The sequence below is a fragment of the Mucilaginibacter celer genome, assembly GCF_003576455.2.
In the GTDB taxonomy this organism is placed as follows: Bacteria; Bacteroidota; Bacteroidia; order Sphingobacteriales; family Sphingobacteriaceae; genus Mucilaginibacter; species Mucilaginibacter celer.
This window is the reverse complement of sequence record NZ_CP032869.1, coordinates 3,722,014-3,747,277: the sequence shown is the minus strand read 5'-3', so window position 1 is coordinate 3,747,277 and position 25,264 is coordinate 3,722,014. Positions and strand designations below refer to the sequence as shown.

Below are 25,264 nucleotides of genomic sequence, written 5' to 3'. Positions count from 1 at the left end.
AATGAGAAGGCAGTTTCAGCTCCCCGAATCCGACGCCATATACCTTGAAAATTTGGGCAATGATTGGGAAACTATTATAGACGGCGGTATGCACTGGGTGATCATTAAAGATCATCCAGTACCTCTAGGATATAATATCTCAAATACAGATATAGCAATTAAGATTGAGACAGGTTATCCGCGAACCGGGCTGGATATGGCCTACTTCTATCCTGGTTTAACCAGGCTTGATGGTAAACTTATCGGTGCTGTCTGCTTACAGCCCATAGATGGCAAACAATTTCAACGCTGGTCGCGGCATCGTACCGCAACGAATCCCTGGCGAGAGGGAGTTGACGATTTGTCTACTCATGTGGCGTTAATTTCATATTGGTTTGAAGAAGAATTCACAAAAAGATAAGATGGAACTACAGTTTAAAATATCAGGTTATGATCACGCAAGATTGATGGGACATCTTTTTTGCGGCGATGACAAGGAATCAGTAGCGGTCGCGCTTTGCGGACGACAACGTGCGGGAGGTCGCGAAACGCTCATTGTTCACGAATTACAAATAATTCCGAACGAAGAGTGCTTTTCACGGGAATATGACCATTTGCATTGGCCAACTAAAATTATTCACCCCTTCTTTTTGAGAGTTAGCCGTTCTGATATGGCAATTGTGAAGATTCATAGTCATCCCGGAGGCTACAATGAATTTTCAGAAACTGATAACCGCTCGGATAATGAATTCTTTCAATCTGTATTTGGATGGTCAGATACTGACGGTCCTCATGCAAGCGCCGTTATGTTGCCAGGTGGGGAGTATTTCGGAAGGTTTTTTTTCCCAGATATGAGCAGTTACCCGATCGACCGTTTTACGATCGTCGGCGAAACTATAAAAGTGGGTGATTTGTCACCTGTAGATGGCAATGCCGCTTTTGCTCTCAGAACAATTCAAGCTTTTGGCCAAAAAACTTATAGTCTATTAAAGCGGCTTAGGATTGCAGTCATCGGCTGTTCCGGCACAGGTAGCCCATTAATAGAGCAGCTTGCCCGGCTTGGGGTGGGTGAATTGGTGTTGGTAGATCCAGATCGAATCGAACATAAAAATCTAAATCGTATTGTGAATGCCACGTTGGACGATGCAGAAAAAGCGCTTTACAAAGTTCATGTTTTAAAGCGAGCTATTGAGACCATGGGATTAGAAACAAAAGTGACTGTTTTACCAGTTAATTTATATGATAATCGCGAGGGGTTGGAATTGGTCGCATCATGCGATGTCGTTTTTGGCTGTATGGATAGTGTCGATGGGCGGCACTTACTCAACCAGCTAAGCGCTTTTTATCTTATTCCATATTTCGACCTTGGTGTCAAACTGGAGGCAGACGGTTTAGGGGGCATAAGTAAGATTTGCGGCAGTGTTCATTACCTGCAGCCTGGGGTGTCTTCCCTCATCACAAGGGGTGTCTATACTATCGATGATTTACGGGCCGCCGCCCAGCTTCGTAAAAACCCTGAAGAATATGAAGCTTTAATCAAAAATGCCTATATAAAAAATATTAATGTTAGCAGTCCGGCTGTTATAAGTGTTAATATGATGGTTGCAAGCCATGCGATCAATGAGTTTTTAAACCGTATACATGGCTATAAGGCGGAACGTCCAAATAATTACGCTGGTAGTATTATTGACCTGTCTGAGAATTGTATTGTGAATGTAGATGAAGAAAGCTACCCAACAGATCTTTATTTACGAAAGAAAGTAGGTAGGGGAGACATGATTCCATATCTTGAAATGCCTGATTTGCCATGAAAATGTTGGAACGTTTTTACTGTTGGGTACATGGTTTTAGCTTTTTCAGGCGCAGATTTAAATATCGGTTAGTCGGAGATATTCCAGTTCGGTATGCTAAAAATATGATATACATTGTTGGTGAAGCCAATGAATGGCTTATAACAATGAGATGCCCTTGTGGTTGCAGGCGAATTATCAACTTAAATACATTGCAGGAAGCTAAACCTTGCTGGATATATCAGGTGGAAAAAAGAAAAATTTCTTTGCAGCCATCTATTTGGGGAACTGATGGCTGCAGGAGTCACTTTATTATTAAAAATGGCTCCATTGAATGGGTTGGAAAGGTTCGTTCGTAAACTGATTGCAAAGCTTGTTATGCGGTTAGCACAAGCGATGACATTTCCGCAAGCGATTCCTGCTGACGCCTGCGTCCATCGATCCTAAAATCCTCCAGCTCTGTTTCAAGGCCGGATAATAATGCTTTCGTATCTGTTTCATTAAGTTGTCTCACCTTACCGTCCTGCCTCAGTCTTTCAACAATTTGTTCGAAGTTAGTTTGAATAGCCATATGCGTTTTATTTAAGGTTACTATTATATACGGAAAAAGGGTGCAAAGGTATATCAATTATTTCAAATTTACTGAAATCGTAAGATAGATATGTTCCCTCCAACAATGTCGCTACTACTCCCTCTTGCTTTGGTTCGGTAGCATCCAAAAGAATAACGCCAAAACACTTGCCATGTTTTAAGTGATCTTTGTCGGACAATTCTGTCACCCAAATGAATTTTGGCAACGAAGTCGACATCAGTAACTCCTGCGCATCTTTTTCAAGTCCGCTTTTTAGCGCAATATATTCCTTATATGAGCGACTCGATGTTAGGAAAGTTTTTGCAATAACTTCTGTTCTTGTGAAGATACCAAGTTTTTGAAATCGCTTAATGTAGGAGTTTGCTAACTTTCTCGCGGTATCGGCCTCCAAATATATTTTCGGATACAAAGGCGCGATAAACATGCTAATTTCACAGCCTTGCCATTTCGGATTTGTATAATAACCCGAGGGGTTATTAATTGTTGTCATCTGGTAAGGCGGGTAATTATCATCGATAAATACATAATTCAGTGGCATGGTGTAATAATCAGATATATGAAGGTTACCATCATTGGCTATCTCAGCAACCGGTATACTATCAATTGCAGCGTCTGAAGGCACTTCACGTCCAATTATATTGAACGCATGACCTATACCTAAATTGTTCGACATCGCTCCAACAATCGGTATACCTGATTCTATATATGTTTTTAATAATAAATCGAAATCTGCACCATAAGCATTTTTTGCATAAATCTTTACCGAAAATCCAAACTCTTTCAACGCATAAGAAACTAATGTCGCGGTTAATCCTTTAGATGGGATTAACCTTTCAACAGAATAACGGTTAATTGCAGCGTTGATGTGTGAAGGTAACACTGGTTTATATATTGGATATTTATGACTGAAATATTCAACTATACTCCAAATTGTGGTCTCCGCGCAAGTTATCGTTTCCGCGTCTTGAGAAGAATGCGGAAATCCAATAGCATTAAATTTTACACCATTAGCGGTTACATTGAAACCTGTTTTACAGCAAACAAAGTTATTATTCTGAAATACGTACGGGGATAAAACTGAACGGCCAATTACTGAAGGAAAAGTTGGCCTAATTGTGAAAAATCCAAGATATGTGTTTCTTAAGCGTGTAACTTGGTTCTCTGATCGAAATTGCTCGTCCGAAATTTCTTCGCTGAATACGGAAACACGAATTGAATCCCTTGAGTAATCACCGAGTTTTGATGAATAATAGTTATAATAAGTATCGCGGTAAAATTTATCAACATATGGATGCTCGATGACAAACCAGAGGGGCGAGCAAAATGATTTTACGTAGTCGCTAATGGCAGCGATCGAACTGTCGGCTACATCTGCCGTTACTTTGTAGCGATCAAAAATAAGTTGTTTTAATTTATCTATAAGTTCACCTTGACTAACTACAAGGGCGGTAATATTGATCATATGTAAATGGAAAGGGTAGGTTAGGGGTTCTATTAGAACAACTTATGAACAAATGTATATATTTTATCAAATAAAACTAAAAAATATCTATTTGTTCATAATATTTTTTTCAAGGGAAAGCAATGCCCTTATGCGAAACCCAATTGCTATTAAATCAACCATATAATCTCTTGAAAACAATCAGTAGCGATTTAAATATAGTGTATGATTTTAAACCGTATATAGTACCTTGATCAGAAATTACCATTGGAAATTGAATGTTGTTTGTATATTTAAGCGATAACCTTATCAAAATATGAAACCACTTATACTCGATTTTAAAACTAATAGAATTCCTGAGCAACAGCCTGTGGCGTTTGTTTACGATTTTGAACAAAGCTTAAACGTTATTGAAAGAGAGGGTATGGTCATTCCGATAATTGAGGCTGATAGACTAAATGCGGAACTTATGACCAAAACAAAGGTTACCCAAGAAAGAGATGATGATCGACTTTTGCCACTCGAAGACGTCAACTCAAATTTCAACAATTTAAAAAATGGAGCTTTACTTTTAGAACTTACCACGAAAACACTTGTCGCTCAGGAAAGAGATGACGTTCGTAACGATTTTTTGTTCGAACTAACTACGAAAACAAGAGTAAAAAGCGAACGAGACGATGAGCATTTTGATAATAACTAACAAATCAGATATTACATCCGATTTTATTGTTAAAAATCTTAGCCAACGTCGGTTGCCGTTCTATCGTTTGAACACAGAGGATATCGGTAGATCAATCCTTGTAAATTTTGATTTTGTAGCGGAAAAATTCTTGTTAAAGGATTTGCGTCTGGACTTGGAGATAGATTTACGCTCAATTAAGAGTGTATATTACAGGCGTCCAGAAGTCAATAATCTATATACGGATGTTACGAAGGGTGAGTTGAACTTTATTCGCTCAGAGCTTTTGTTTACTCTGGAGGGGATTTACAAAATATTGGATGACGCTTTTTGGGTCAATAAAGTGTACGCTATAAGAAACGCTGAGAATAAGATATTTCAATTGCTAGTTGCCAAAGAATTAGGATTCAGTATCCCTCCGTCTTTAGTGACAAGTAGTCCCCATGAGGCTTTGCATTTTTTTCAGGAATACGATAGTGACTGTATAATTAAACCAATAAAGTCGGGGCTTGTTGAGGGTGACGTTGAGGAAGGGGTAATTTTTACTACTAAAGTATATCTGGATAATGAAAACGTAGACAGATTAATTGGATTTCCTGTTTACCTTCAAAAACTAATTTACAAACATGCGGATATCCGGGTGACAATTGTAGGCAATGAGGCCTATGCTGCTATGATCCATTCACAGGGAAATATTGAAAGCGAAATTGATTGGCGAAAATCAAGCCAGCCACTGCCTCACTCAATATATGAACTTCCTAAAGCTGAAGTAGACAGATGCATAAGCCTAACTAAGCGGTTAGGGCTTAATTATGGCGCAATCGATTTTATTCTTGATGAAAACGAAAATCTGCATTTTCTTGAAATTAATCCAAACGGCCAATGGGCTTGGATTGAAAATAGGCTTAATTTAAATATTTCAGATGGAATTACCGAACTCCTCGCAAGAAACTTGGAAACATAAAATCCGTGAATTTTTTTGGCCGAAGTTAGAAATTGAAGAAAACGACAGTGGCGAAGCTGAAGATGCATTGCCGACAAATATTAATATCGTTATTGAAAATGAAAACCTGGATTTAGCATATAACTTGGTTACGAAATTTGCTGACAGCGAAGATGAACGAAGGAAATCAATTGAATCAAAGGCAAACCTTTTTCTAAGCACCGTAAGTATTGCAACAACCTTAGTCGTCGCTTCCAATACTTTACTTGCAGGTAATAACGAAAAATCCTGGCCAGTCCTATCTTCAGTCGGTATTTCTTTCGTGCTAACTTTATACACTATAAGAACAGTTTGGTTTTCTGTAAAAGCCTTGGGAAGGGGAAGCTATAATATGCTTGCCTTTGATGATTTAAATATGGATGGTAATGCAACCGAATACAAGAAGAAACTTATTTTGGCACTAAAAAGCAAGACAGAAGCTAACTATAATGTAATAAATGATAAAGTTGATAACGTAACTATGGCTCAGGAATATTATAAAAGGGCGATAGTTGTAATAGCTTTATATGCTTTTCTTATCTTTATGTTTTGCTTATTTTATTCCCCTCCAGCAAAAAAAGATGCTGCGCCGGTCGAGAAAACCATTAATATCAGAAATAGCAATTAAGGTAGTTCTGTACTGTTAAATGTTGGAAGACGAATAAATCTTTCAATTGATCTATTCTTGCTTATCTACAGGTTCATTGCGGTCTTTATATTAATACGATTGTCTACCCAACGTTTCCTATAAACTTTACGAGTAGATACCGTTCCCCCCTCGCGGCTGCCTTTTGTAACTTCGCTATCAAACCATCTCATGTCCCTTTCTTTATTGCATCTGAAACGCGGTTTGCAATTCTAACAGTTGAAGGAATTGAATGTGGAAGTTCCTTGGCTATTTCGATTGTTAATCTTGCGATTTTATAGAAAAATGCTTCTATTGTATTTTCTCTAATGCATGTTTGACATTATTATTTCATTTTTTCGGTGTACTAGATCGTGCGTTGTTCTCTCATGCTTCTAATTGGATTGAGGCGATTTCCTATATGAAAATTTGTAAATTTATTAGGAATAAAAAAACTCATGAAAGAAACCATTATCAATTTGATTGAAAACGAAAGTGAAAACACCAGGTTAGATTTTAAGTTCGAGCAATACGCTATTGAAAAGGGCAACATTAAAAAGGGCGAATTTTTAAAAGATATGTGCGCCTTTGCAAATCTGCGTAGTAAAGTGTATAATACGGAGAAGTTGACCAGGTGATTCCGTGGCAAATTGACCACCTAAAGTGCTGGCGAACGAGCGCAGCGAACGCTGTAGAAGCGTTGTCAAAAGTAGTTATTTAAAGTGTGTTTTGCAGATAGCTTTTTTCGGGCTCTGCCGGCCTTCTTTTTCTCATCGACTCTCCCTTAAGTTCCATCCGGTGCGCATCATGCACGATACGGTCAAGGATAGCATCAGCGATCGTCTTTTCACCAATGACCTCATACCATTTACTGACCGGCAGTTGAGAGGTAATGATCAATGACGTTTTACCGTGCCTGTCCTCAATGATCTCCATCAGTGCAGCCCTGCTCTGCGCATCAAAAGGCTGTATACCGAAGTCATCCAGGATCAGTAGTTGCTGGCGTTCCAGTTTGGCGACATCCTTCATATAGGAACCATCTGCCTTAGCCATCTTCAGCTTAGCAAAGAGCTTGGGTGTGCTGGCATAGAACACGCGGTAACCCAGTATGCAGGCTTGGTGTCCGATAGCAGAAGCGATATAGCTTTTGCCGATACCGGTGCTGCCTGTGATCAACAGGTTCTCATTCCGGTCAATAAAGTGGCAGTCTGCCAGGCGCATTACCTGATTGCGGTCGATACTACGGTCGGCATGGTAGTGGATGTTCTCTACCGAGGCCTTATAGCGGAACTTAGCATACATGATCGTACGCTCTATGCGCCTGTTCTGCCGGTCGTCCCATTCGGCCTCTACCAGGTGGGCCAGCAGTTCATCAGTAGTGTATTCAGCGGTCTGGCCCGTTTCCAGGCAGCTTTTAAAGGCATGGTACATGCCAAAGAACTTCAGCTTGCGAAGTTTGTCCAAGGTGTTCGTGTTCATATCGATCTATTTATTAATGGTTATTTATAGTAGTTCTCTCCACGGATATTGTCATGGCTGGGCATAGGCAGTTCGTCAGCAAATAAGCTATCCTCGTAGCTGTCCATCTTGTTCTCCAGTATCTGCTGTATGGTCTTGTAGTTATAAACGCCATAACCGAGTGCACGCCTGCAAGCGCTGGCCAGCCTTTCGTTACCTGCCTTACGCGCCAGGCTGAGGATACCGATACAGGAGCGGTAAGCTTGTTCCGGGTGTTGCTTCCGGTCCAGTATCTTCAGGATGTAAAGCCTCACATCCTCATGAATGGATGCCGCCCATTCCAGGAACTTATCTGGTGTCCATTCGGTCATAAAGCGGTGTGTCGAAGCCAGGTGGTCTTTATCCGTAGTATAGCTGTAAGGGCTTTTGATACGCCTGTGCATGGCAATGCGTTCGTAGTGGTAATAGACCTCTACGTTGGTGCGGGAATACAGCAGTTTGACCTTCCTGCCGATGAAGCGGTACGGTACGCTGTAGTAGTGTTTGTCGATACCAAGACAAACATGCCCGTTCTTCATTACGGTGGCCTGGTGCTGCCGTTTGAACTCATAACGTAATGCCGGTAATGGCGAGAGAGCCTGGCGTTCTATCTCCTCGAACTGGAGCTTTCTGCTGTAATTGCGGCCTTTCAGCGGCTGGCTGTTATGTGCTTCTAAAGCGGCTTTGACCGCTGTGTTCAGTTCTGCAAGGGTATGATAGGCCTCTTTGCGAACAGGTGCGTAGATACGGCTGTAAACGATCTTAACAGCTCCTTCTACCAGTGCTTTGTCGCGAGGGCGGTACGCCCTCGCTGGTAAGATGGTCGTTCCGTAATGGTCGGCAAAGTCGGCAAAGGTCTCGTTCAGTGTTGGCTCATAGCGGTTGCTTTTGGTAACGGCAGCCTTCAGGTTGTCGGGAACGATGGCGGCAGGTACGCCGCCATAAAAGTGCAGGGCATTCTCGCAGGCCGCTATAAAGTCTTCTTTCTGCTGGCTCAGCACAGCTTCTACGTAAGTTAGCTGACTGGCACCAAGGATAGCAACGAACACCTCGGCCTCGATGACCTCACCGGTATCCTTGTCCGTTATGCTTAGCTTTTCACCGGCAAAGTCCACATACAGCTTATCACCGGCTTTATGATCCAGGTGCATCGTGGGGTTCACGCGGGCTTTCCACTGGTTGTAATAAAAGCAGAACTGGGTGTACTTGAACCCGTCAGGGAACTCTTTGATATAAGCTTCCCACAGGATGCGGCGGTTCATGCCGACACGCTTTAACTCTTTATCTATCTGCGGGAAACAGCGCTGCAGGGCCACCATGCGCTTGTCCGGGGGGCGTTCACTGCTTTTGCCAAAGAAGTCCTCCAGCTCTTTATCATTAAGGGTATTGATCTCTTCGAACGTAAAGCCGCTGGCATCGAACGCAACAAGGTACTTCTTTGCGGTATTGCGTGACACGCCGGACTGGGCCGCTATCGATAGCTTGCTGCGGCCCTGGCTGTACATCCTTAGGATCTGTCTTATCTTACTCATGCTTATCGTAGTGTTGGCCATTAGTGAAGTTGTTAAACCTCAAAAATAGGCCTGCTTCTACAGCATAAGTGGCTCGTTCGGGGTGGTCACTTTCCCGCGGAATCAGGTGGTCACTTTCCCGCGGAATCGGTGGTCACTTTCCCGCGGAATCGGTGGTCAGTTTCCTCCGAAATCAGGTGGTCAATATCAGCGAATTCTCCACTATGGGGCGTTAAGTTCAGCGTACCGATTAATTCTTTATTTTAGGTATAACCCTTGTAATTGAAAGTAAAGGCGGCGGTAAGTCATTAGGATGGCACAATAGTGAAACTGTCTTATCATATAATAAATCGATCGCTTTGAGCGAAAAATCAAAATGTAATTAAGCAAAGAATCGATAAAATAAAAAGCTTTATGAGTGGAGATTTCACGATGAGAGTAGCTTTGATGCTGCCATATTCGAATGTGATTAAAAAGAATAAAATTTATTTGTTTTACTAGTGCAATAAATGTTGCCAAAGGACGCTTTGGGCAGACACTTGACGTTGTTTTCGGATTTCTCGAAAGAATGCGCCGTATATAAGGCTGCTTGATCGATCCGTATAATTTTTTGCGGTCATATCAAGCAGCCTTGCAGACAGATTTCCTTTCTGTCAGCACCTTATCGGATTAAAAGCTAACTCAATAGAAAGCTCCGATTTGTTTACTTTTCTCAGTCGTTTTGTTTTCAGGAGTTTGATCGTTCCTTCCTGCACCTCATCAATTATATTCCAATTCTTTGAAATATAAATGTCGGTTACATCCTTAGATAAGTCCTTATGATTCAGGGCAAGGCCAACGTCATCTTTACTGAACCTACAGATATTTCTTGCCCAATCTCCAAAGGCATGTCTTGCATCGTAAAATTCCAAATTTGGAATGCCTGTTTGGGCCCCTATTCTGCGCATACCAATGCTCAGCGCACGATCAAGTGTGTTATGAGTCGAATATCGGTATTGCAGTTTTCCGGCGTACTTGATGTAAAGTTCGCGCGCCTCCGGCGGAACCCCAATGCTAATGAATGCCTTATCTTTCCTCCTGGTCCTTGTCTTTGATCGATTGTAATTAACCCTTGAAAGAAATCGTTGGCTATTTGAAAGCTGATACAAATCAACAGCGTTCATGCCGCACAAATAAAAACTTAGCATAAATAAATCCTTCGCTATTTCCATTCGGGTATTCTCAGGAACAGCCAGGTTTTTGATTGCTAATACTTGTTCGATAGTTAGTTTCGGCTTTTGATTTTCCGGAACTTCAAGGATTTTATATTTTTTAAATGGGTAATGTTTAATAATGGTAATCCCCAGGTTTTCATCGTTATAAAAGTCGGTAGCATTATTGAACAGGATCCGTAAATCGCGCATGTGATTGTGTAATCCAGTGTCGGATAATCCGTTTACTATCCGTGGGAGCGGCCTTTTGAATTGATCAAGCCTGATAATGCGCCTCTCCTTTCTAAGGTACCGTTCGTATTCAACTAACATGTTTGCCCGTATTTCAGTTATTGGTATCACTTCCGTCTCAAAATAGTCTTTTAAGCTATTGACCACAGTTTGCATATTTGCGGCGCTCGCTTTTCTTTTCGCTTTTTTTAAGATTTTAATTTGATTGTTACCAAATTTGATAATATCAACCTCATCTGCACTTTGAATACTTTCGCCTTCCAGGTGTTTTTTCAGGCGCGTTACGTCGTAAAGGGTCAGTCGATTCCCAAGTTCGCTGATCTTCCGACGGTACTCTATGAGTGTCGGCGCGATCAGATCTAAAATGAATTGATCTTTAATCGTAAAGTCTTTTTTAATTTGTTTAACGCCGATATAATGCGGCGTCTTGATGTAGCGGGTTTTGCCTTTGTGATTTACGCTAATTTTAACATTCCATGTCCCATCACTTTTTTGTTCTAAGGGTATGATAACCCCACGTACAGTTGCCATTAGATCAAAAGTTTAGCAACCGAAATAGCCTCAAAAAATTCTCAATTATTTCTCGATTTTTTTTCGGTTAATTCAACAAAAGAATCTGTTTAACTGCTAATCCCTTGATTAAGCGAACATAGAAGAGTGACGTTAAAATACGCCTTTTTAAAGCAAAAAAGGCCATTTTCGAGCGAAAATGACCTTTTTTATGCTGTGGTACCAACTGGGATCGAACCAGTGACACAAGGATTTTCAGTCCTTTGCTCGTATTTTTTGACTGATTTACGGCATTCATTCATATTATTTGTAATAGTTTACGGTAACATTGTTGAACTATTGAGTTTGATGGCAGAAACCATTGGAAAATCTACTAAGAAACTGCGGTTGTTGTTGATTGCCCTTTTTCTTTTAGCAAATCCAATACACCTTTTTGAACCTGGTCGATAATAGACCAATCAGGCGATATATAAATATCGGTGGTTTTACGGCTAAGGTCGATGTGATTTAGAGCTAATGCAATGTCATCTTTGCTGAAACGGCAGACGTTTCTTGCAAAATTTGCGAATGAGTGTCTTGCCATATAAAACTCAATTACAACTTCAAACAACTTAATACCGTGCTCTTTAACAAAATGATCGTTAATGGCATCAGTCAGCTTGTTTAGGCCATAGCTAATTACTCTTCCAAGACCGGTGCTTGCTGTATACATTGAATTGAGTTTGCCAAAATACTTCTCAATTAATGCCGACGATTCTTCAGGGACTCTTATGCTGATAAAAGCTTTATCTTTCCTTCTTTCCTCTGTTTTTGATCGGTTATAATTAATCCTCCCTTTTTCCTGTTTGTCAGCTTTATATAAATCAACTGCATTCATTCCGCACAGATAGAAGGATAGCATAAACAAATCTCTGGCTATTTTCATTCTTCCGTCAAAATTTATTTCAAAATCTCTAATGGCAATTATTTGTTCAATGGTTAAATTCCTTTTAACAGGGGCGGGAGCTTCGGCTATTTTGTACTTCCTGAAAGGGTAGTGAACTATCGATATTTTGCCCGTATCTTCGTCATTAAATTTATCCCTTGCCGCATTAAATAAAAGACGAAGGTCCCGCATAAATGTATGGATGCCGGCGGTGGTTGACCCAGCTCTTTTTAATTCCATTTCACCACCACTGCTATGTTTTCGTTTTAACGTACGAGGCTTTCTTAAGTAAGCTTCTATTTCAAAAAGTTTGTGGGCTGTGATATCTAATGCAAAAATATCTCTGGTGCCAAAAAAATCAATTAGTGAATAAACAACCGTTTGCATATTCCGTGCGCTACCAATCTTGCCATTTAGCTTAAGGTCGCAAATATATTTTTCAGCAAAGTTTATAAAATGTACATCACTTGGAGTGTCTTCTTTTTTAAGAAACTCTGCGACATCTTTAGCTGTCATAGAGTTTATGCCTGCACCTAAAGAACTTATTTTTTTTCTATAATCGGAAAGTACGGGCGAAATCAGATCTTCAATAAAAGGATCTTTTATAGAAAAATCCTTTCTGATTTGTTTTGCACCGATATAATGGGAAGTAGATATGTAAGCAGTTCTTCGATTATGGATTATCCGGATTTTTAAGTTCCATGTTCCATCATCGCGCTTTTTTTCTTTGAGTATTACTTCTTTCACCGTCGCCATGACATAAAGGTAAAACAATGGTAAAACATTTTCGATAAGTTCGTCAAAAAAAGCTGCGAAACTTAATAGCATTAAATGATATGTACATTGATATTTTCTTCTTAAAAGCTTAAAAAACGCCTTAAAATGCATGAAAAAAGCCCTTAGTATTCTTACTAAGGGCTTGGAGTTTTGGTTTTCCTACAAGGGCTCGAACCTCAATCTTCAGAGCCAGAATCTGACGTGATACCATTACACCATAGGAAAATTTTATAACGAACAGCGGCCTTTTCACAGCACCCTTCGTATGCTGCAAATATACAAAATATACAAATTGCTGTAAACCCTTCATTAAAAAAAGCCGCTATCCATGTTAAGGATCAGCGGCTTTTTTACAGTATGATTATGCTGGGTAATTAGTCTTCGTTTACAAACGAGCGCAGCATCCAGGTGTTTTTTTCGTTAAATTGCATAAAGCGGTTAATCATATCGTTGGTTCCGTCGTCTCCGGCATCGGCGGTGATTTTTAACAGTTCGCGCTCAAATTTGATCAGGGTGGCCAGGTCATCAATAATAGCCTTTACCATCAGGGTATCTTTCAGACCGATAGTCTGAATTTCTTTAAGCGTTGCGGTTTCGATATAATCTTTAAAAGTGCTGATTGGAGGCTTGCCTAATGCAAGGATCCTTTCGGCAAGCTCATCGATTGTAACAAGGGCGGCGGTGTACAGTTCTTCAAATTTAAGGTGCAGGGTGAAAAAACTGGTGCCTTTTACATTCCAGTGGCAGCCGCGCAGTTTTTGGTAGTGGATATGGTAATTAGCCAGCAAATCGTTCAGATGGTCAACAACGGGTTTTACTTTGCCTTCTTCCAGGCTTATTTCTTCAGCGTTCATAAATAAATATAGTGATGTTTTAAGTGTAACATGCCTTTGGTGGCAATGTTTGGTAAAGATAAACAGTTTTGATTTTAATAAGCATCTTTGCAAAATTATGATCACGCTGTTACCCATCATCCATAAAAATTACCAGGCCCCCATTTGGCGTATGGAAATTGACAACAGCACACAAACGCTCTTCCTCGAGATCCGCGACCACGCCAACAAACAGGTAAGCTTTTCGGCCCTGAGCCTGCAAACCGGCCAGGTGTATTTTGAAAACCTAACCACGCCCGAACGCTGGCTTACCGGCATCGAGGCGGTTTACGATGGTGTATTGCTGCTGCATAACTATCAATCAGAAACAGGGCCGGTTCACAAAGGGCTTACCGCTATTGTGGGCATATCGGCACAAAACCTCTGGAGTAATTTTACATTGGCTTTTGATCAGCTTTCGGTAAACGGCCCTGTAGTTTATAACAGCCAGTTGCAGCCCAAAAGGTTAACGCTTATTGACATTAAAACAGGTAGCACGATAAGGCCTTTTGAGCCGGTGCTGGATATGCCTTTATACAACCAGATCAGCAGCCCGGAGATGTTGCCGGCCAACCAAATAGACCGTAAATATCTGCCCCAACAGCCTTATGCAAATGTGGTTCATTATATCAGTTACAATAGTTTCAGAATTGTATCTTTGCACACGCTTTTGCAGGAGCAACTTATACAGCATCTTTATATATTTGACGAATCGGGCAATACATTGTACCACGATTTGTTAAATACCGCTATACAAAAAATGCAACCCGAGGCGTTTGTACTACATAATAACCAGCTTATTTATTTAAAAGATAGATCGGCTGTAATAGTGTTGAACTTGTAAATTACTGTATTATAATTTATTATGAAATTTAAGATTTTATTATTGATCGCGCCCTTATTTACACTCTCCATATCCGCTTTTGCAAATCCTCTTGTCGATTCGATTGGTGTTGAAAACCTGAACGGCAAAAAAGTTATCCTCCATAAGCTCGACCCAAAAGATAATTACTACTCAATAGGCCGTAGGTATAATGTTAGCCCGAAAGCTATCATCGCATTCAATAACAATGCTGCGCTTAAAATTGGCGGCACCGTAAAAGTTCCTACCGAGTTGCCATTTTCGGGCGAGGCCGTAGCAACAACGCCGGTACAGGCTCCTGCTAAACAGGCAGTAACCAACCCGGCTCCGGCACAGCAAAAACAGGTTACTCAGCAAGTACCGGTTCAAAATAAGCCGCAAATCCAGGCCGCGGTAAGTTCGCCTGCCCCGGTTGCTCAGGCCCCGGTTAGCAAACCACAGCAAGCCCCTGCCGATACGGTAAAAAAAGTAAGCATGCTTAATGTGCAGCAATACAAGGTATCTGCCGGCGAAACTTTGTTCTCTATCGCCAAACGTTTCAACACTTCGGTTGATGATATCAAGGCTTTAAATAAATTAAACTCGGATACCCTTGCGCCAAACCAGGTAATTAACGTGCGCACCGGCATGCCGCCCGAGGATACTTCAAAACAACCGGTAATGCAGCGCGATTCGACAAACGTAGCGATGCCGCAGGACAGCACTGCCGATCATGGCAAGGCTAACCGTTTCGGCCTGTACGAAAAAGTTGAAAAAGGCGTGGCCACCTGGATGGACGATGCCGGGCTGGACCCTAAAAAGGAGCTGGTTTTACACCGAACGGCCCCAATCGGCACCATTATTAAAATTACCAACCCTATGAACAACCACACCACCTTTGCAAAGGTAGTTGGCCGTTTTACCGATAACGAAACCAACAAAAATGTTTTGATCATCATGACCAAAAACACCGCCGATGCTTTAGGTGCTTTAGATAAACGTTTCCAGGTAAATATCAGCTACGGTAGCCCGAATGAATAAACCTTATATTATTGGAATTGCCGGAGGAAGTGGTTCGGGCAAAACTTTTTTTTTGAAGTGTTTTTTAGAGCATTTTACCGCCGATGAGGTGAGTCTTGTTTCGCAGGATGATTATTACATCCCGGTTGCCCATAACATGACTAAAGAGGAGAATAAGTTATACAACTTTGATCTCCCCGCTACTATCGATCATGAACATTTTCAGCAGGACATCAGCAAATTGCTGAGCAAACAGCCTATCCTGAAACAGGAATATACATTCAATAACCCGGATGCTATCCCCAAAATGATAGAGATAAAGCCGGCTCCGATTTTAATTGTAGAGGGCCTGTTCATCCTCCATTTTAAAGATATTGCCGAACTGCTTGATTTGAAAGTATTTATTGATGCCGATGAAGACGTAGCCCTGCAGCGCCGCCTTAAACGTGATTTGATAGAGCGCGGCTATTCGCACGATGACGTGATGTACAAATGGATCAATCACGTGGTACCGGCTTATAAAGAATACTTATTACCGTACAAAGACGAATGCGACCGCGTGATAACCAACAACAGCCACGTGGCCGAGGATATTATCGTGATTACCGAAGAGATCTCGGCCGATTTGAGGGAGAGGTTGTTTTAATTTGAAAATTAATTGATTTGAAGATTTGAAAATGTTTTGAGTATAGGGCTCCTGAATTTTCAAATCTTCAAATTGACTCATCTTCAAATTTGATAAAGTTGTCGCTCAAAATTTCCTTTACCCCATCATCATAATTAATTTTGGTAAGCACTCCCGCATCAAACTGCCGATGTAATTCTTTCAATCTGAGCGCTTTCTCAAGCGTATATCCCGGATAACCAGGTTTATAATAACCCAAAGGTTCGATATCTTTTTGGCAAGCCCAGATCAGCGCCCAGACCCAGCCTATGATGGTCCAGCCAAGGAAGAGGTTGAGCGCGAAAATTAATTTGAAATCCGCTTTTTGGCGGGCAATGATGGAAGGGATGAAATAAAGCGAGCCGCCTATAACCATGCCTGCCATTCCGAATATGCCAAATAGAAATTCCATAAGTTAAAGATAGGGTTTGTTTTCGGTTGCTAAGAAAGCTATGGCTACCAATGATATGGTTAGAAACAGGATGACAAATATTGGTGTCGTCTCTTTCAGATTTTATTTACTTGCAATGAAATAGCGGGTTATAGATCTATTTCCGGTACATCTCCATCAACAATCAGTTTGCCCGCTGTTGCCTGTTTAATTTCCTCAACACTTACCCCCGGCGCGCGTTCAATCAGCCTGAAGCCACCCTCTGGCAACACATCAAACACACCAAGTTCGGTCACTATTTTTTTTACGCAGTGTATGCCGGTTAATGGCAGGGTGCATTGAGGCAACAGCTTTGATTCACCGGCTTTGTTTACATGTTGCATGGCTACGATAATGTTTTCGGCCGATGCCACGAGGTCCATCGCGCCGCCCATGCCTTTTACCATTTTACCGGGGATCTTCCAGTTGGCAATGTCGCCGTTTTCGGATACTTCCATGGCACCGAGGATGGTAAGGTTTACCTTTTTAGCCCTGATCATCCCAAAACTCATAGCCGAATCAAATATGGCCGAGCCGGGCAGCATGGTGATGGTTTGCTTGCCGGCGTTGATGGTATCCGGATCTTCTTCGCCTTCAAATGGGAATGGTCCCATTCCCAGCAGGCCGTTTTCTGATTGTAATACCACATCCATGGTTTCGGGTATATAATTGGCTACCAGTGTAGGTATGCCAATGCCGAGGTTAACGTAGTAACCGTCTTTTATTTCTTTTGCTATTCGCTTCGCGATACCTTGTTTGTTTAACATGATGTTTTTATTAGAGTTTCCGCCACGTCATTGCGAGGTACGAAGCAATCGCGAACTATACCAGGCGGATTTGCATGGCCGCCCTGCTAATCGGGGATTGCTTCGTACCTCGCAATGACGGCGGGGGCGTTCTTTTATTCCTTATTTCTTACAGTCGTATGCTCTATGCGCTTTTCATAATCCGTCCCCTTAAAAATCCTATGCACATAAATTCCGGGCGTATGAATATGATCCGGATCGAGCTCTCCAGGCTCAAGCAACTCTTCCACCTCGGCAATGGTTATTTTACCGGCCATAGCCATAACCGGGTTAAAGTTGCGGGCAGTTGAACGGTATACCAAATTGCCCATGGTATCACCCTTCCATGCTTTTACAATGGCGAAATCGGCATCAAATGCCATCTCCATTAAATAATCCTTGCCGTTAAAATTGCGTACTTCCTTGCCTTCGGCTACTTCGGTACCTATGCCTGCCGGGGTAAATATGGCCGGCATGCCGTAGCCGGCGGCCATGCAGCGGGTGGCTAAAGTTCCCTGGGGTATGAGTTCTACTTCCAGTTCGCCGCTTAACAGCTGGCGTTCAAATTCGGCGTTTTCGCCAACGTATGATGAAATCATTTTTTTTACCTGCCGCTGCTTCAGCATCAGGCCGATGCCAAAATCATCAACCCCGGCATTGTTGGAGATACAGGTTAATTGCTTAACGCCCTTTTTTACCAGTGCCGCTATACAGTTTTCCGGCAATCCGCATAAACCAAAGCCACCCAGCATCAGGGTTGCGCCGTCGGTAATGTCGCGGATGGCCTCGTCGGCACCACTAACTACTTTATTCATATACTATAATTGGTTATAGTAAATATACTAAATGTGCTTTACAGATAGGTTGTAAATAGATAACGCTACAGGCAATTTAAGTGTTGTGATTTTGATGATTTCTTTTTGTAGATAAAACAATTAGAAAAATTATTTATTAATAATTAAATACATCAATAATAAAAACCTATGGAATTAAGAGATAACGAGTTCAGGAGCGATGAGCTTAACCGCCCCGAACACCACGATGATAAACCCAATGCTTACCGCATAGATGACGATAGTAATGAAGAGGAAAAAGACCTGAAGCGCAGTTACCTTTTCGGCAGCTCGGAAATGAAGAGCCCGGATGACGTGGGAATGGAAGGTAAAGGCATGGGCGGCCAAAACTTCGGCCGGAATAATATTACCCCCGCCGGTAATGACAAAGACAATCCATCGCAAATGGCGGGCAACAATAATGCGTACTTTAACCGTACCCAGCCGGCCGAGGAACATCCCGAAAACAGCAATTTTAAAGATCCCAACCAGGCAGGTAATGCCAATTACAGCGATGTGATGAATGTTTCGCAAAACGGCCGGTCGGATGAGGATAATGCACAACAGGATGGCAGCGATGATAAGCCAAACCAGCAACAGCCATACCAGGAGGGCACTGCCGATGATGACGGCGATAGTGATAAAAAGCAGCAGACGAATATTCCGGGACCTAATGAGGTGCCCGATCAGCAGAAGGTAGGGGAGTAAAGGTCTGAAAAAACATAGGGCAGTACGATTTTCCTTGCGCTCGTTTGCAACGAGTGCTTAACCTGGGCTCGCGTTTGTAACGCGACTGGCGATGCAATCGCTAAACCACATTAAGCGCTCGTTGCAAACGAGCGCAAGTATAAGTTTCTACCACTTAACCGTCTTCTCCATAAAAGCGATCAGATCATCGGCCATAGCCTGCTGCTCTTTAATGCTCGGGTGCCCCGGCGTATTTTTATATGGGATGAAGTGCGTGTAAATCCCTTTATCATTTAATGCACCAACAGCTTTTTCAATATATCCCGGCCATGGCGAGCCCTCTCTGGTAGCATCCATACTGCCCAGTATACATAAAATTTGCGCCTTTGGATAAACCTTCCGAACGCTTTTAACAAAATCCCGGTAGGCTTTAACCAGTTGTTCCGGCTCGGGCGCTTTGGTGCCAAAACGCTCTTTAAACTGCGGGTTATCGGGCATTTTGGTTAACCACGAATCGTTTTGAAACAGGTTGATCACCACCACATCCGGCGTATATTTCTTAAAATCCCAGGTGCTGGTAGGGTCGGTAGGATCGAGGCGGTTGTACATCTCGGGCATAATAAGCGGGAACCAGCTGATGGTTATGCCTATACCGCTTTTGGATGTGCATACATATTGGGCATCAAAGTGGCGGGCGGTTAGGGCTGCGTAACTCAGGTAGCCGTTTTCGTAAGGTTCTGTACCGCGGTCCTGCCCGGTAGTGTCCTCATCGGCATAGCCGCAGGTTATCGAATTGCCAAAAAATTCAATTTTACGTTTCTTCGCTTCCGGGGCGGCTAATGCGCCTGCGTCTTTAGCCAGGTTAAACTGGTAAAACCAGGTTTTGCCTTTGTCCCATTCGGTGCGTTTAAAAAGTTCGAGGGTATGTTTGCCTGCGGGCAGATTTTCGGCCAGGGAGTATACCTGTTTGGTATTATCCAAATGGATGGTGTTTACCACCTTATCATCAACAATAATGGTAAAATAGTTTTCGCCGCGTTCGTCCTGCATCAGGGCCGATACTCCTGTGCCACTAAAAGTTATTTTTGCTGATGATCCCGTCCAGTAAAATTCGGCTGCCTCGTCGGTTTGGTTAATACGACCGGTGTAGCGGATGCGTTGATCTTTGCTTTTTAGTATAACGCTCTGGGCGCTGCAATTGGTTAAAACGCCGGTAAAGGCAAGGAAAAATACAAGGCTGTATATTTTTTGCATTGGGAAAATAGGTTTATCGGCCTTAAAAATAAAAATTAAATAACAATGGCGATAAACCGGAAGCTTATCGCCATTAAAATGTTATAAAAGTATTGATCGATGTAATTAAGCGCATCCCTTTATTCACCCCGGCATCGCTTCGCTCGCCACCCCTTTCTACGCTGCGCGTAAAGAAGGGACTTTTAGTCTTCTTTATTTTTCGTACCCTCTTTACGGCTTGCCGTAGAGAGGGTGGTCCAGCGAAGCGTAGACCGGGTGAGTAACCTGTGCGCCAGGTCTTTATTCTATCGGCATCCCAAACTGCAGCAAATATCCATTATAATCAAACACACCAAACTCGCGCATGCCGTAGCTAAAATCCTCTATCGGGTAGCAAATCACCGCTTTTTCCTTTAATTCGGCCCATAGCGTATCCACCTTATCGGTGCGGATATAAAACGATCCTGTAAATTTAGGCATGGTGAAAGTGGCGCTATCAACCGGCAGGGCCAGCATAATCTCGATGTCATCACGGCTCACGGTGGCCCAGCCCCAGTCTTCATCATACCCTATGCAGGTAAAACCAAGGTTATTTACGTAAAAATCAACACTTTCCCGGATGTGCCGGGTGTATAACATGGGGGCAATGGATTTTAATGACATATTTTGAAATAAGTTAAGGTTTTAAATTGGGTGATAATACTTCGTCTGTAATCTCTTGTCATGCTGAGGAACGAAGCATCTTCTTCGCCCTGTAAAGCGGCTATGCTTAGCGGAAAAGATCCTTCGCTATCGCTCAGGATGACAAAAATTTGGTGGTTTATTTTAACCTACCGTTTACTTCAAATATACATAAGTTATTCCATCTCCGCCACGGTCGGCGTGCTCATCTTCCATGCGGTCAACCTGGTCGTATTTTTTGAGGTACTGACGGATCATTTTGCGCAGGATGCCATCGCCCTTGCCGTGGATGATTTTTAGATTATTAAAGCCCATCATCAGCGCCCGGTCAAACAGTTTTTCAATATTATGCAACGCATCTTCGGTACGCTGCCCACGCACATCAATCTCCGGGCTAAAACTTGCCAGATCATTGGTTTGCGAGCTGAAATTCCGCCTGATCTCTTTCGGAACAGATGATTTGGATACTTTTACCACCCGCTTCTTTTTAGCAACCGTGCGCAGATCGCCAATGGCAATTACAACGTTCTCTTTAATAATCTCTATTACCTGGCCGGTAGTTTCCGAGTCGGTAAGTTTCACCCAGTCGCCCGGTTTCAGTTCCTCATCAGCGGGCGCGGTTGGTTTTGGGGCCTCAACTTTAACGGTGTTCCTTTTAAGCTCAACGTTCAGGTTTTCGCGTAGCTGGCGGGTTTTCTCCTTATCGGCATTGCTGCTTTTAATTTCGGAAATGGTGTTTTCAACCAGTTTGTTGGCGTTCAGGATAATGTTTTTAGCCTGGTCTTTAGCTTCTTTAATTAAAGATCGCTGATTCTCTTCCAGGTAGCTTTTCAGCTTCTCGTTCTCGGCCAAAAGCTCATTTACCTTGCGTTGTTGCTTATCCAGCTTTTGTTTAGTTTCGAAGATGGATCGTTTTTCACGTTCCAGGTCAACCAGCAAGGTATCAACCTTTTTCTGTCCCTCGCTTATTTTATTTTTGGCGAGGTTGAGCACGTTTTGAGGCAAGCCTATTTTTTGAGCAATCTCAAACGCATACGAGCTGCCGGGCTTGCCTATTTCCAACTGGTAAAGTGGTCGCATTTCGATATTGTTAAACAGCATCGACGCATTTTCAATCCCCTCGGTATTGCTGGCAAATATTTTTAGGTTGGAGTAGTGCGTGGTAACCATGCCTTTAACCTTTTTTTGGTTAAGGGCTTCCAGCACAGCCTCGGCAATAGGGCCGCCAAATTGCGGATCGGTACCGGTACCAAACTCATCTATCAGTATCAGCGTTTTGCCGTTTGCCTGCTCCACAAACGTTTTCATTTTGGATAGGTGGGCGCTGTAGGTACTCAAATCACTTTCTATCGATTGGTCATCACCTATATCAACAAAAAACTGCTTGAACACGCCAACCACACTGGCCTCATCGGCAGGAATCAACAAACCGGCCTGTACCATCATCTGTAGTAACCCCACGGTTTTCATGCAAACCGATTTACCGCCGGCATTAGGGCCCGATACCACAATAACGCGGGTGCCCTCATCTATCTGCATATTAAGCGGCACAACCGTTTTCTTCTCGGCCTTAAAATTCAGGAACAACAAGGGGTGGCGGGCATTATACAATTTAACCCTTGCTTCGTTCACTACCTGCGGCATTTCGGCCTCAATATCAATGGCAAACAGCGCCTTGGCCCGCACAAAATCCAGCTTGGTAAGCAGGCCGTGATAGGATAGCAGCAATGGTACATAAGGCCTCAATTCGTTGGTTAAAGCGGTGAGGATTTTTACAATCTCTCGGCGGCGCTCAAACTCCAGATCTCGAATGCGGTTGTTGAGCACAAAAACCTCTTCGGGCTCCAGGTAAACCGTTTGGCCCGAGGCCGATTCATCGTGTACAAAGCCTTTTAGCTTGCGCTTGTTTTCGGCAAGCAGCGGTATTACTAACCGGCCATCGCGTATGGTAAGCGAACCATCGGCAGCCCAGCCGTTGGATGTGGCATTTTTAAAGATCATATCAATCTTTTTGCGGGCTTCCTGCTCGGCCTTGGTTATGCCGGTGGTAATTTCCATCAGCTCGCGCGAGGCGTTAACGCGGATCTTTCCTTTCTGATCTATCACCGCGTCTATCTTTTTCAGGATAGCTTTTTCTATGGGCAGGTGCTCAAAAAGGGCTTCGAGGTTGGGGTACAGGCCTTCACGCTCGTTAAAGTAGGCGATAACGGCAAATACGGTGTTCAGCGAGGCCTGAACCTGGTAAAATTCTTCCTCGGTTAAAAAAACGCCCTCAATGCGGGCTTTATTGGCAAGGGACTTTATATCGAAAAAATGCTGAATGGGCAGGGCCTCATCGTTAACCAGGATATTTTTAAACTCGTTGGCCTGGCTCAGGAATTTATGGATCTGGTCGTAATTGCTCATCACCCCGATCTTGTCAACCATCTGCTGACCCATCTCGCTAAGGCAATGCGCTTTTATCAGTTCTTTTATCTCGGTAAAACCCAGCTTATCTACACTGTTTGGTGGGTAAAGCATTTGGTTATATGTTAGGATTAGCAGCCGGTTTCGCGTTTCCGTTTGCTTTACGGGTGCGAAGTCTTTTTATCATTTCGGCTTTAGCTTTATTATTTACATTTCTTAACGAATCGGCATTCAGGGCGGGCCTGTTCACGGTTGAAATAACTTTTCGGGCCGAATCCGTTTTAGTTTTAATATTCAGGTTTTTTAACGAATCGGCCTTGCGGGCGGCTTTGGCCTCGTTAACCTGTACTTTGTTAAGCGAGTCCATTTTGGCTTTAATTGTTACATCAACCTGGTCGTATATCGCCAGCAATTTATCGGGCTGGCTGCCGTAAAACTGCATGCTTTTGTTAAACTGCGCGGCGCTGGTATGCATGCGTGTAAACATGGCGGCATATTTGCCCGCGCCGTATTTGTACAGGCTATCGGGTGTCTGCATTACGTTGTACATGGTACCGTCAATAATGTGCATTTCGGTTAATACCCGGGCCATGGCCTCGGGTTTAAGCACATCCTTAGGTTCGGGTTTGCCATTGCAGGCACATAAAAAAAGTGCTGCCGAAAAAAACAAGGTTATATATTTATGCATTCAGTATTTTAGCGGCTAAATTATTAAGCAAATTTACGGATAAATGAGCATTGCAGATAACATCAAAAGCTTAAAAAAGGAAACGGCGGGAGATAAGGTAATATTATTGGCGGTATCAAAAACAAAACCGGTAGCGGATGTGCAGGAAGCATACGATGCCGGGCAGCGTTTATTTGGCGAAAACCTGGTTCAGGAACTGGTTGAAAAATATGAACAACTGCCCAAAGATATTGAATGGCATCTGATTGGTCACCTGCAAAGCAACAAGGTAAAATACATTGCACCCTTTATCAGCATGATCCAATCGGTTGATAGTCTGAAGCTTTTGCAGGAAATAAACAAGCATGCCGAAAAAGCCGGCAGGGTGATTGACTGTTTATTGCAAATTTACATAGCCGACGAGGAAACCAAATACGGCTTAGGTTTTGACGAGGCGATTGAACTGTTGCGAAGCGATGAGTATGCGGCTTTGAAAAATGTACGCATCCGCGGCCTGATGGGCATTGCCACCAATACCGATAACGAAAAACAAATAAAAGAGGAATACTACGAGTTGAAAACCTTTTTTGATGGAATAAAACAAAGCTATTTCCGCAAGGAGGCGAGTTTTGATACGTTATCTATGGGCATGTCGTCAGATTATAAGCTGGCTATTGAGCAGGGGAGTAATATGGTACGATTAGGTAGTACCATTTTTGGTAGCCGGGTGATTAAACATTGGAAGAATAATTAAACATCGCCTGAATCAGAATTTACAGAATTTGAGAATTTTCAGAATGTTTCGCTTTGATATTCTGTTAATCCTAAAATTCTGTAAATTCTGATTCAGACAAAAGAAAATATGACAAATACAGAAAGTAATACACTCGCCAATCAGCACCCCCTTCAGGGGGCGGGGGGGGCTGTTATACGTTACGCAATAAAAGAAGATTGCCCGCGCCTGATGGAGCTTGTACACGAGCTTGCTTTATATGAAAAAGCGCCCGAAGAAGTTACCGTAAGCCTGGAGCATTTTGAAGATGCCGGGTTTGGCGCTAACCCCGTATGGAAAGCTTTTGTTGCCGAGGTAGATGGCGTAGTGGTTGGCTTTGCGCTGTACTATATTCGCTATTCAACCTGGAAAGGCAGCCGTATGTACCTGGAAGATTTAATTGTAACCGAAGCAATGCGCGGCAAAAAGATAGGCAAGCTATTGTTCGATCGCTTATTTCAGGAGGTTAAAGAACGCGGCTTCAGCGGCATGGTTTGGCAGGTGCTTGACTGGAACCAGCCCGCCATCAATTTTTATAACAAGTACGGCGCCAATATTGAAGCGGGTTGGCTTAACGCGTCGCTTTCGCGCGAACAGTTGCTCAACTTTTAATCTACTCCACC

The 25,264-nt window shown here is 42.7% G+C and carries 27 protein-coding genes and 1 tRNA gene; 13 read left to right on the top strand and 15 right to left on the bottom strand.

Translation table 11 applies throughout. The annotated features are described in order from the left end of the window. Nucleotide 1 precedes the first annotated feature (1 nt). From HYN43_RS15035 to HYN43_RS15025, 3 genes are read left to right on the top strand one after another with little or no spacing between them, the layout of a single operon-like run. Complete coding sequence (locus tag HYN43_RS15035; protein WP_119411242.1) at nt 2-400, top strand: E2/UBC family protein; 399 nt, start codon at nt 2-4, stop codon at nt 398-400. Beyond that, the gene (locus tag HYN43_RS15030; protein ID WP_119410129.1) at nt 375-1,790 is read left to right on the top strand and encodes a ThiF family adenylyltransferase; all 1,416 of its coding nucleotides are present in this window, start codon (nt 375-377) and stop codon (nt 1,788-1,790) included. Before HYN43_RS15035 ends, HYN43_RS15030 begins: the two co-directional genes overlap by 26 nt. Then, on the top strand, nt 1,787-2,128 hold the full coding sequence (locus tag HYN43_RS15025; protein ID WP_119410128.1) for a ubiquitination-like system serine protease family protein: 342 nt from the start codon (nt 1,787-1,789) through the stop codon (nt 2,126-2,128). The genes HYN43_RS15030 and HYN43_RS15025 overlap by 4 nt, the downstream gene beginning before the upstream one ends. A gap of 17 nt (nt 2,129-2,145) precedes the next feature. Here the strand turns inward: HYN43_RS15025 and HYN43_RS15020 are convergent, their stop codons facing one another. Together HYN43_RS15020 and HYN43_RS15015 are read right to left on the bottom strand one after the other, a co-directional pair. Continuing rightward, entirely contained in the window at nt 2,146-2,340 is a 195-nt protein-coding gene (locus HYN43_RS15020) for a hypothetical protein (RefSeq protein ID WP_119410127.1), read from the bottom strand. A gap of 7 nt (nt 2,341-2,347) precedes the next feature. Continuing rightward, entirely contained in the window at nt 2,348-3,823 is a 1,476-nt protein-coding gene (locus HYN43_RS15015) for a hypothetical protein (protein ID WP_119410126.1), read from the bottom strand. A gap of 295 nt (nt 3,824-4,118) precedes the next feature. Between HYN43_RS15015 and HYN43_RS15010 the strand changes: the two genes are divergently transcribed. From HYN43_RS15010 to HYN43_RS14995, 4 genes are all read left to right on the top strand, one after another. Next, nucleotides 4,119-4,502, top strand: a complete 384-nt coding sequence (locus tag HYN43_RS15010) for a hypothetical protein (protein ID WP_119410125.1) — start codon at nt 4,119-4,121, stop codon at nt 4,500-4,502. Further along, nucleotides 4,480-5,445, top strand: a complete 966-nt coding sequence (locus HYN43_RS15005; RefSeq protein ID WP_119410124.1) for an MvdC/MvdD family ATP grasp protein — start codon at nt 4,480-4,482, stop codon at nt 5,443-5,445. Before HYN43_RS15010 ends, HYN43_RS15005 begins: the two co-directional genes overlap by 23 nt. Next, complete coding sequence (locus HYN43_RS15000) at nt 5,405-6,091, top strand: hypothetical protein (protein WP_119410123.1); 687 nt, start codon at nt 5,405-5,407, stop codon at nt 6,089-6,091. Before HYN43_RS15005 ends, HYN43_RS15000 begins: the two co-directional genes overlap by 41 nt. Before the next feature lie 455 nt (nt 6,092-6,546). Further along, a complete protein-coding gene (locus tag HYN43_RS14995) occupies nt 6,547-6,726 on the top strand; it encodes a hypothetical protein (protein WP_119410122.1) in 180 nt (59 codons plus the stop codon). A gap of 79 nt (nt 6,727-6,805) precedes the next feature. Here the strand turns inward: HYN43_RS14995 and istB are convergent, their stop codons facing one another. The 6 genes from istB to HYN43_RS14965 all read right to left on the bottom strand — a co-directional run bounded on the left by istB (nt 6,806) and on the right by HYN43_RS14965 (nt 13,604). Next, nucleotides 6,806-7,567 carry an IS21-like element helper ATPase IstB gene (gene istB / locus HYN43_RS14990; RefSeq protein WP_119407387.1) on the bottom strand — a complete coding sequence of 254 codons (762 nt, stop codon included), beginning with the start codon at nt 7,565-7,567 and terminating at the stop codon, nt 6,806-6,808. 20 nt (nt 7,568-7,587) lie between these two features. Then, on the bottom strand, nt 7,588-9,117 hold the full coding sequence (gene istA / locus HYN43_RS14985; protein ID WP_245446919.1) for an IS21 family transposase: 1,530 nt from the start codon (nt 9,115-9,117) through the stop codon (nt 7,588-7,590). A 632-nt stretch (nt 9,118-9,749) separates the two neighbouring features. Continuing rightward, nucleotides 9,750-11,069 (bottom strand): phage integrase SAM-like domain-containing protein, encoded by a 1,320-nt coding sequence (locus tag HYN43_RS14980; RefSeq protein WP_119410121.1) that lies wholly within the window; start codon nt 11,067-11,069, stop codon nt 9,750-9,752. A gap of 196 nt (nt 11,070-11,265) precedes the next feature. Beyond that, nucleotides 11,266-11,343, bottom strand: a tRNA-OTHER gene (locus HYN43_RS30395). A 78-nt stretch (nt 11,344-11,421) separates the two neighbouring features. Beyond that, a complete protein-coding gene (locus tag HYN43_RS14975) occupies nt 11,422-12,861 on the bottom strand; it encodes a phage integrase SAM-like domain-containing protein (RefSeq protein WP_119410120.1) in 1,440 nt (479 codons plus the stop codon). A gap of 263 nt (nt 12,862-13,124) precedes the next feature. Next, nucleotides 13,125-13,604: a Dps family protein gene (locus tag HYN43_RS14965; protein WP_119410119.1), complete on the bottom strand. Its 480-nt coding sequence runs from the start codon at nt 13,602-13,604 to the stop codon at nt 13,125-13,127. A gap of 97 nt (nt 13,605-13,701) precedes the next feature. Between HYN43_RS14965 and HYN43_RS14960 the strand changes: the two genes are divergently transcribed. From HYN43_RS14960 to HYN43_RS14950, 3 genes are read left to right on the top strand one after another with little or no spacing between them, the layout of a single operon-like run. Then, entirely contained in the window at nt 13,702-14,466 is a 765-nt protein-coding gene (locus HYN43_RS14960) for a DUF4905 domain-containing protein (protein ID WP_162996492.1), read from the top strand. Nucleotides 14,467-14,487: 21 nt separating this feature from the next. After that, the gene (locus HYN43_RS14955; protein ID WP_119410117.1) at nt 14,488-15,504 is read left to right on the top strand and encodes a DPBB and LysM peptidoglycan-binding domain-containing protein; all 1,017 of its coding nucleotides are present in this window, start codon (nt 14,488-14,490) and stop codon (nt 15,502-15,504) included. Next, complete coding sequence (locus HYN43_RS14950; protein WP_119410116.1) at nt 15,497-16,129, top strand: uridine kinase family protein; 633 nt, start codon at nt 15,497-15,499, stop codon at nt 16,127-16,129. The genes HYN43_RS14955 and HYN43_RS14950 overlap by 8 nt, the downstream gene beginning before the upstream one ends. A 67-nt stretch (nt 16,130-16,196) precedes the next feature. Here HYN43_RS14950 and HYN43_RS14945 read toward each other — a convergent pair whose 3' ends face one another. From HYN43_RS14945 to HYN43_RS14935, 3 genes are all read right to left on the bottom strand, one after another. Next, a complete protein-coding gene (locus HYN43_RS14945) occupies nt 16,197-16,559 on the bottom strand; it encodes a superinfection immunity protein (protein ID WP_119410115.1) in 363 nt (120 codons plus the stop codon). A 128-nt stretch (nt 16,560-16,687) separates the two neighbouring features. After that, nucleotides 16,688-17,344 carry a 3-oxoacid CoA-transferase subunit B gene (locus tag HYN43_RS14940; RefSeq protein ID WP_119410114.1) on the bottom strand — a complete coding sequence of 219 codons (657 nt, stop codon included), beginning with the start codon at nt 17,342-17,344 and terminating at the stop codon, nt 16,688-16,690. Between the two features lie 134 nt (nt 17,345-17,478). Then, complete coding sequence (locus tag HYN43_RS14935) at nt 17,479-18,177, bottom strand: CoA transferase subunit A (RefSeq protein WP_119410113.1); 699 nt, start codon at nt 18,175-18,177, stop codon at nt 17,479-17,481. Between the two features lie 168 nt (nt 18,178-18,345). Between HYN43_RS14935 and HYN43_RS14930 the strand changes: the two genes are divergently transcribed. Next, entirely contained in the window at nt 18,346-18,903 is a 558-nt protein-coding gene (locus tag HYN43_RS14930) for a hypothetical protein (RefSeq protein ID WP_119410112.1), read from the top strand. Between the two features lie 147 nt (nt 18,904-19,050). Here the strand turns inward: HYN43_RS14930 and HYN43_RS14925 are convergent, their stop codons facing one another. The 4 genes from HYN43_RS14925 to HYN43_RS14910 all read right to left on the bottom strand — a co-directional run bounded on the left by HYN43_RS14925 (nt 19,051) and on the right by HYN43_RS14910 (nt 23,890). Then, on the bottom strand, nt 19,051-20,136 hold the full coding sequence (locus tag HYN43_RS14925; protein ID WP_119410111.1) for an SGNH/GDSL hydrolase family protein: 1,086 nt from the start codon (nt 20,134-20,136) through the stop codon (nt 19,051-19,053). A 279-nt stretch (nt 20,137-20,415) separates the two neighbouring features. Next, nucleotides 20,416-20,778 carry a bleomycin resistance protein gene (locus HYN43_RS14920; protein ID WP_205589778.1) on the bottom strand — a complete coding sequence of 121 codons (363 nt, stop codon included), beginning with the start codon at nt 20,776-20,778 and terminating at the stop codon, nt 20,416-20,418. Between the two features lie 174 nt (nt 20,779-20,952). Beyond that, nucleotides 20,953-23,316 (bottom strand): endonuclease MutS2, encoded by a 2,364-nt coding sequence (locus HYN43_RS14915; RefSeq protein ID WP_119410110.1) that lies wholly within the window; start codon nt 23,314-23,316, stop codon nt 20,953-20,955. A gap of 4 nt (nt 23,317-23,320) precedes the next feature. Continuing rightward, the gene (locus HYN43_RS14910) at nt 23,321-23,890 is read right to left on the bottom strand and encodes a DUF4296 domain-containing protein (protein ID WP_119410109.1); all 570 of its coding nucleotides are present in this window, start codon (nt 23,888-23,890) and stop codon (nt 23,321-23,323) included. A gap of 43 nt (nt 23,891-23,933) precedes the next feature. On the opposite strand from HYN43_RS14910, the gene HYN43_RS14905 reads away from it, so the two are divergent. Next, nucleotides 23,934-24,623: a YggS family pyridoxal phosphate-dependent enzyme gene (locus HYN43_RS14905; protein ID WP_119410108.1), complete on the top strand. Its 690-nt coding sequence runs from the start codon at nt 23,934-23,936 to the stop codon at nt 24,621-24,623. A 210-nt stretch (nt 24,624-24,833) separates the two neighbouring features. Next, nucleotides 24,834-25,253, top strand: coding sequence for a GNAT family N-acetyltransferase (locus HYN43_RS14900; RefSeq protein WP_245447283.1), 420 nt, complete (start codon nt 24,834-24,836; stop codon nt 25,251-25,253). Nucleotides 25,254-25,264: the final 11 nt, after the last annotated feature.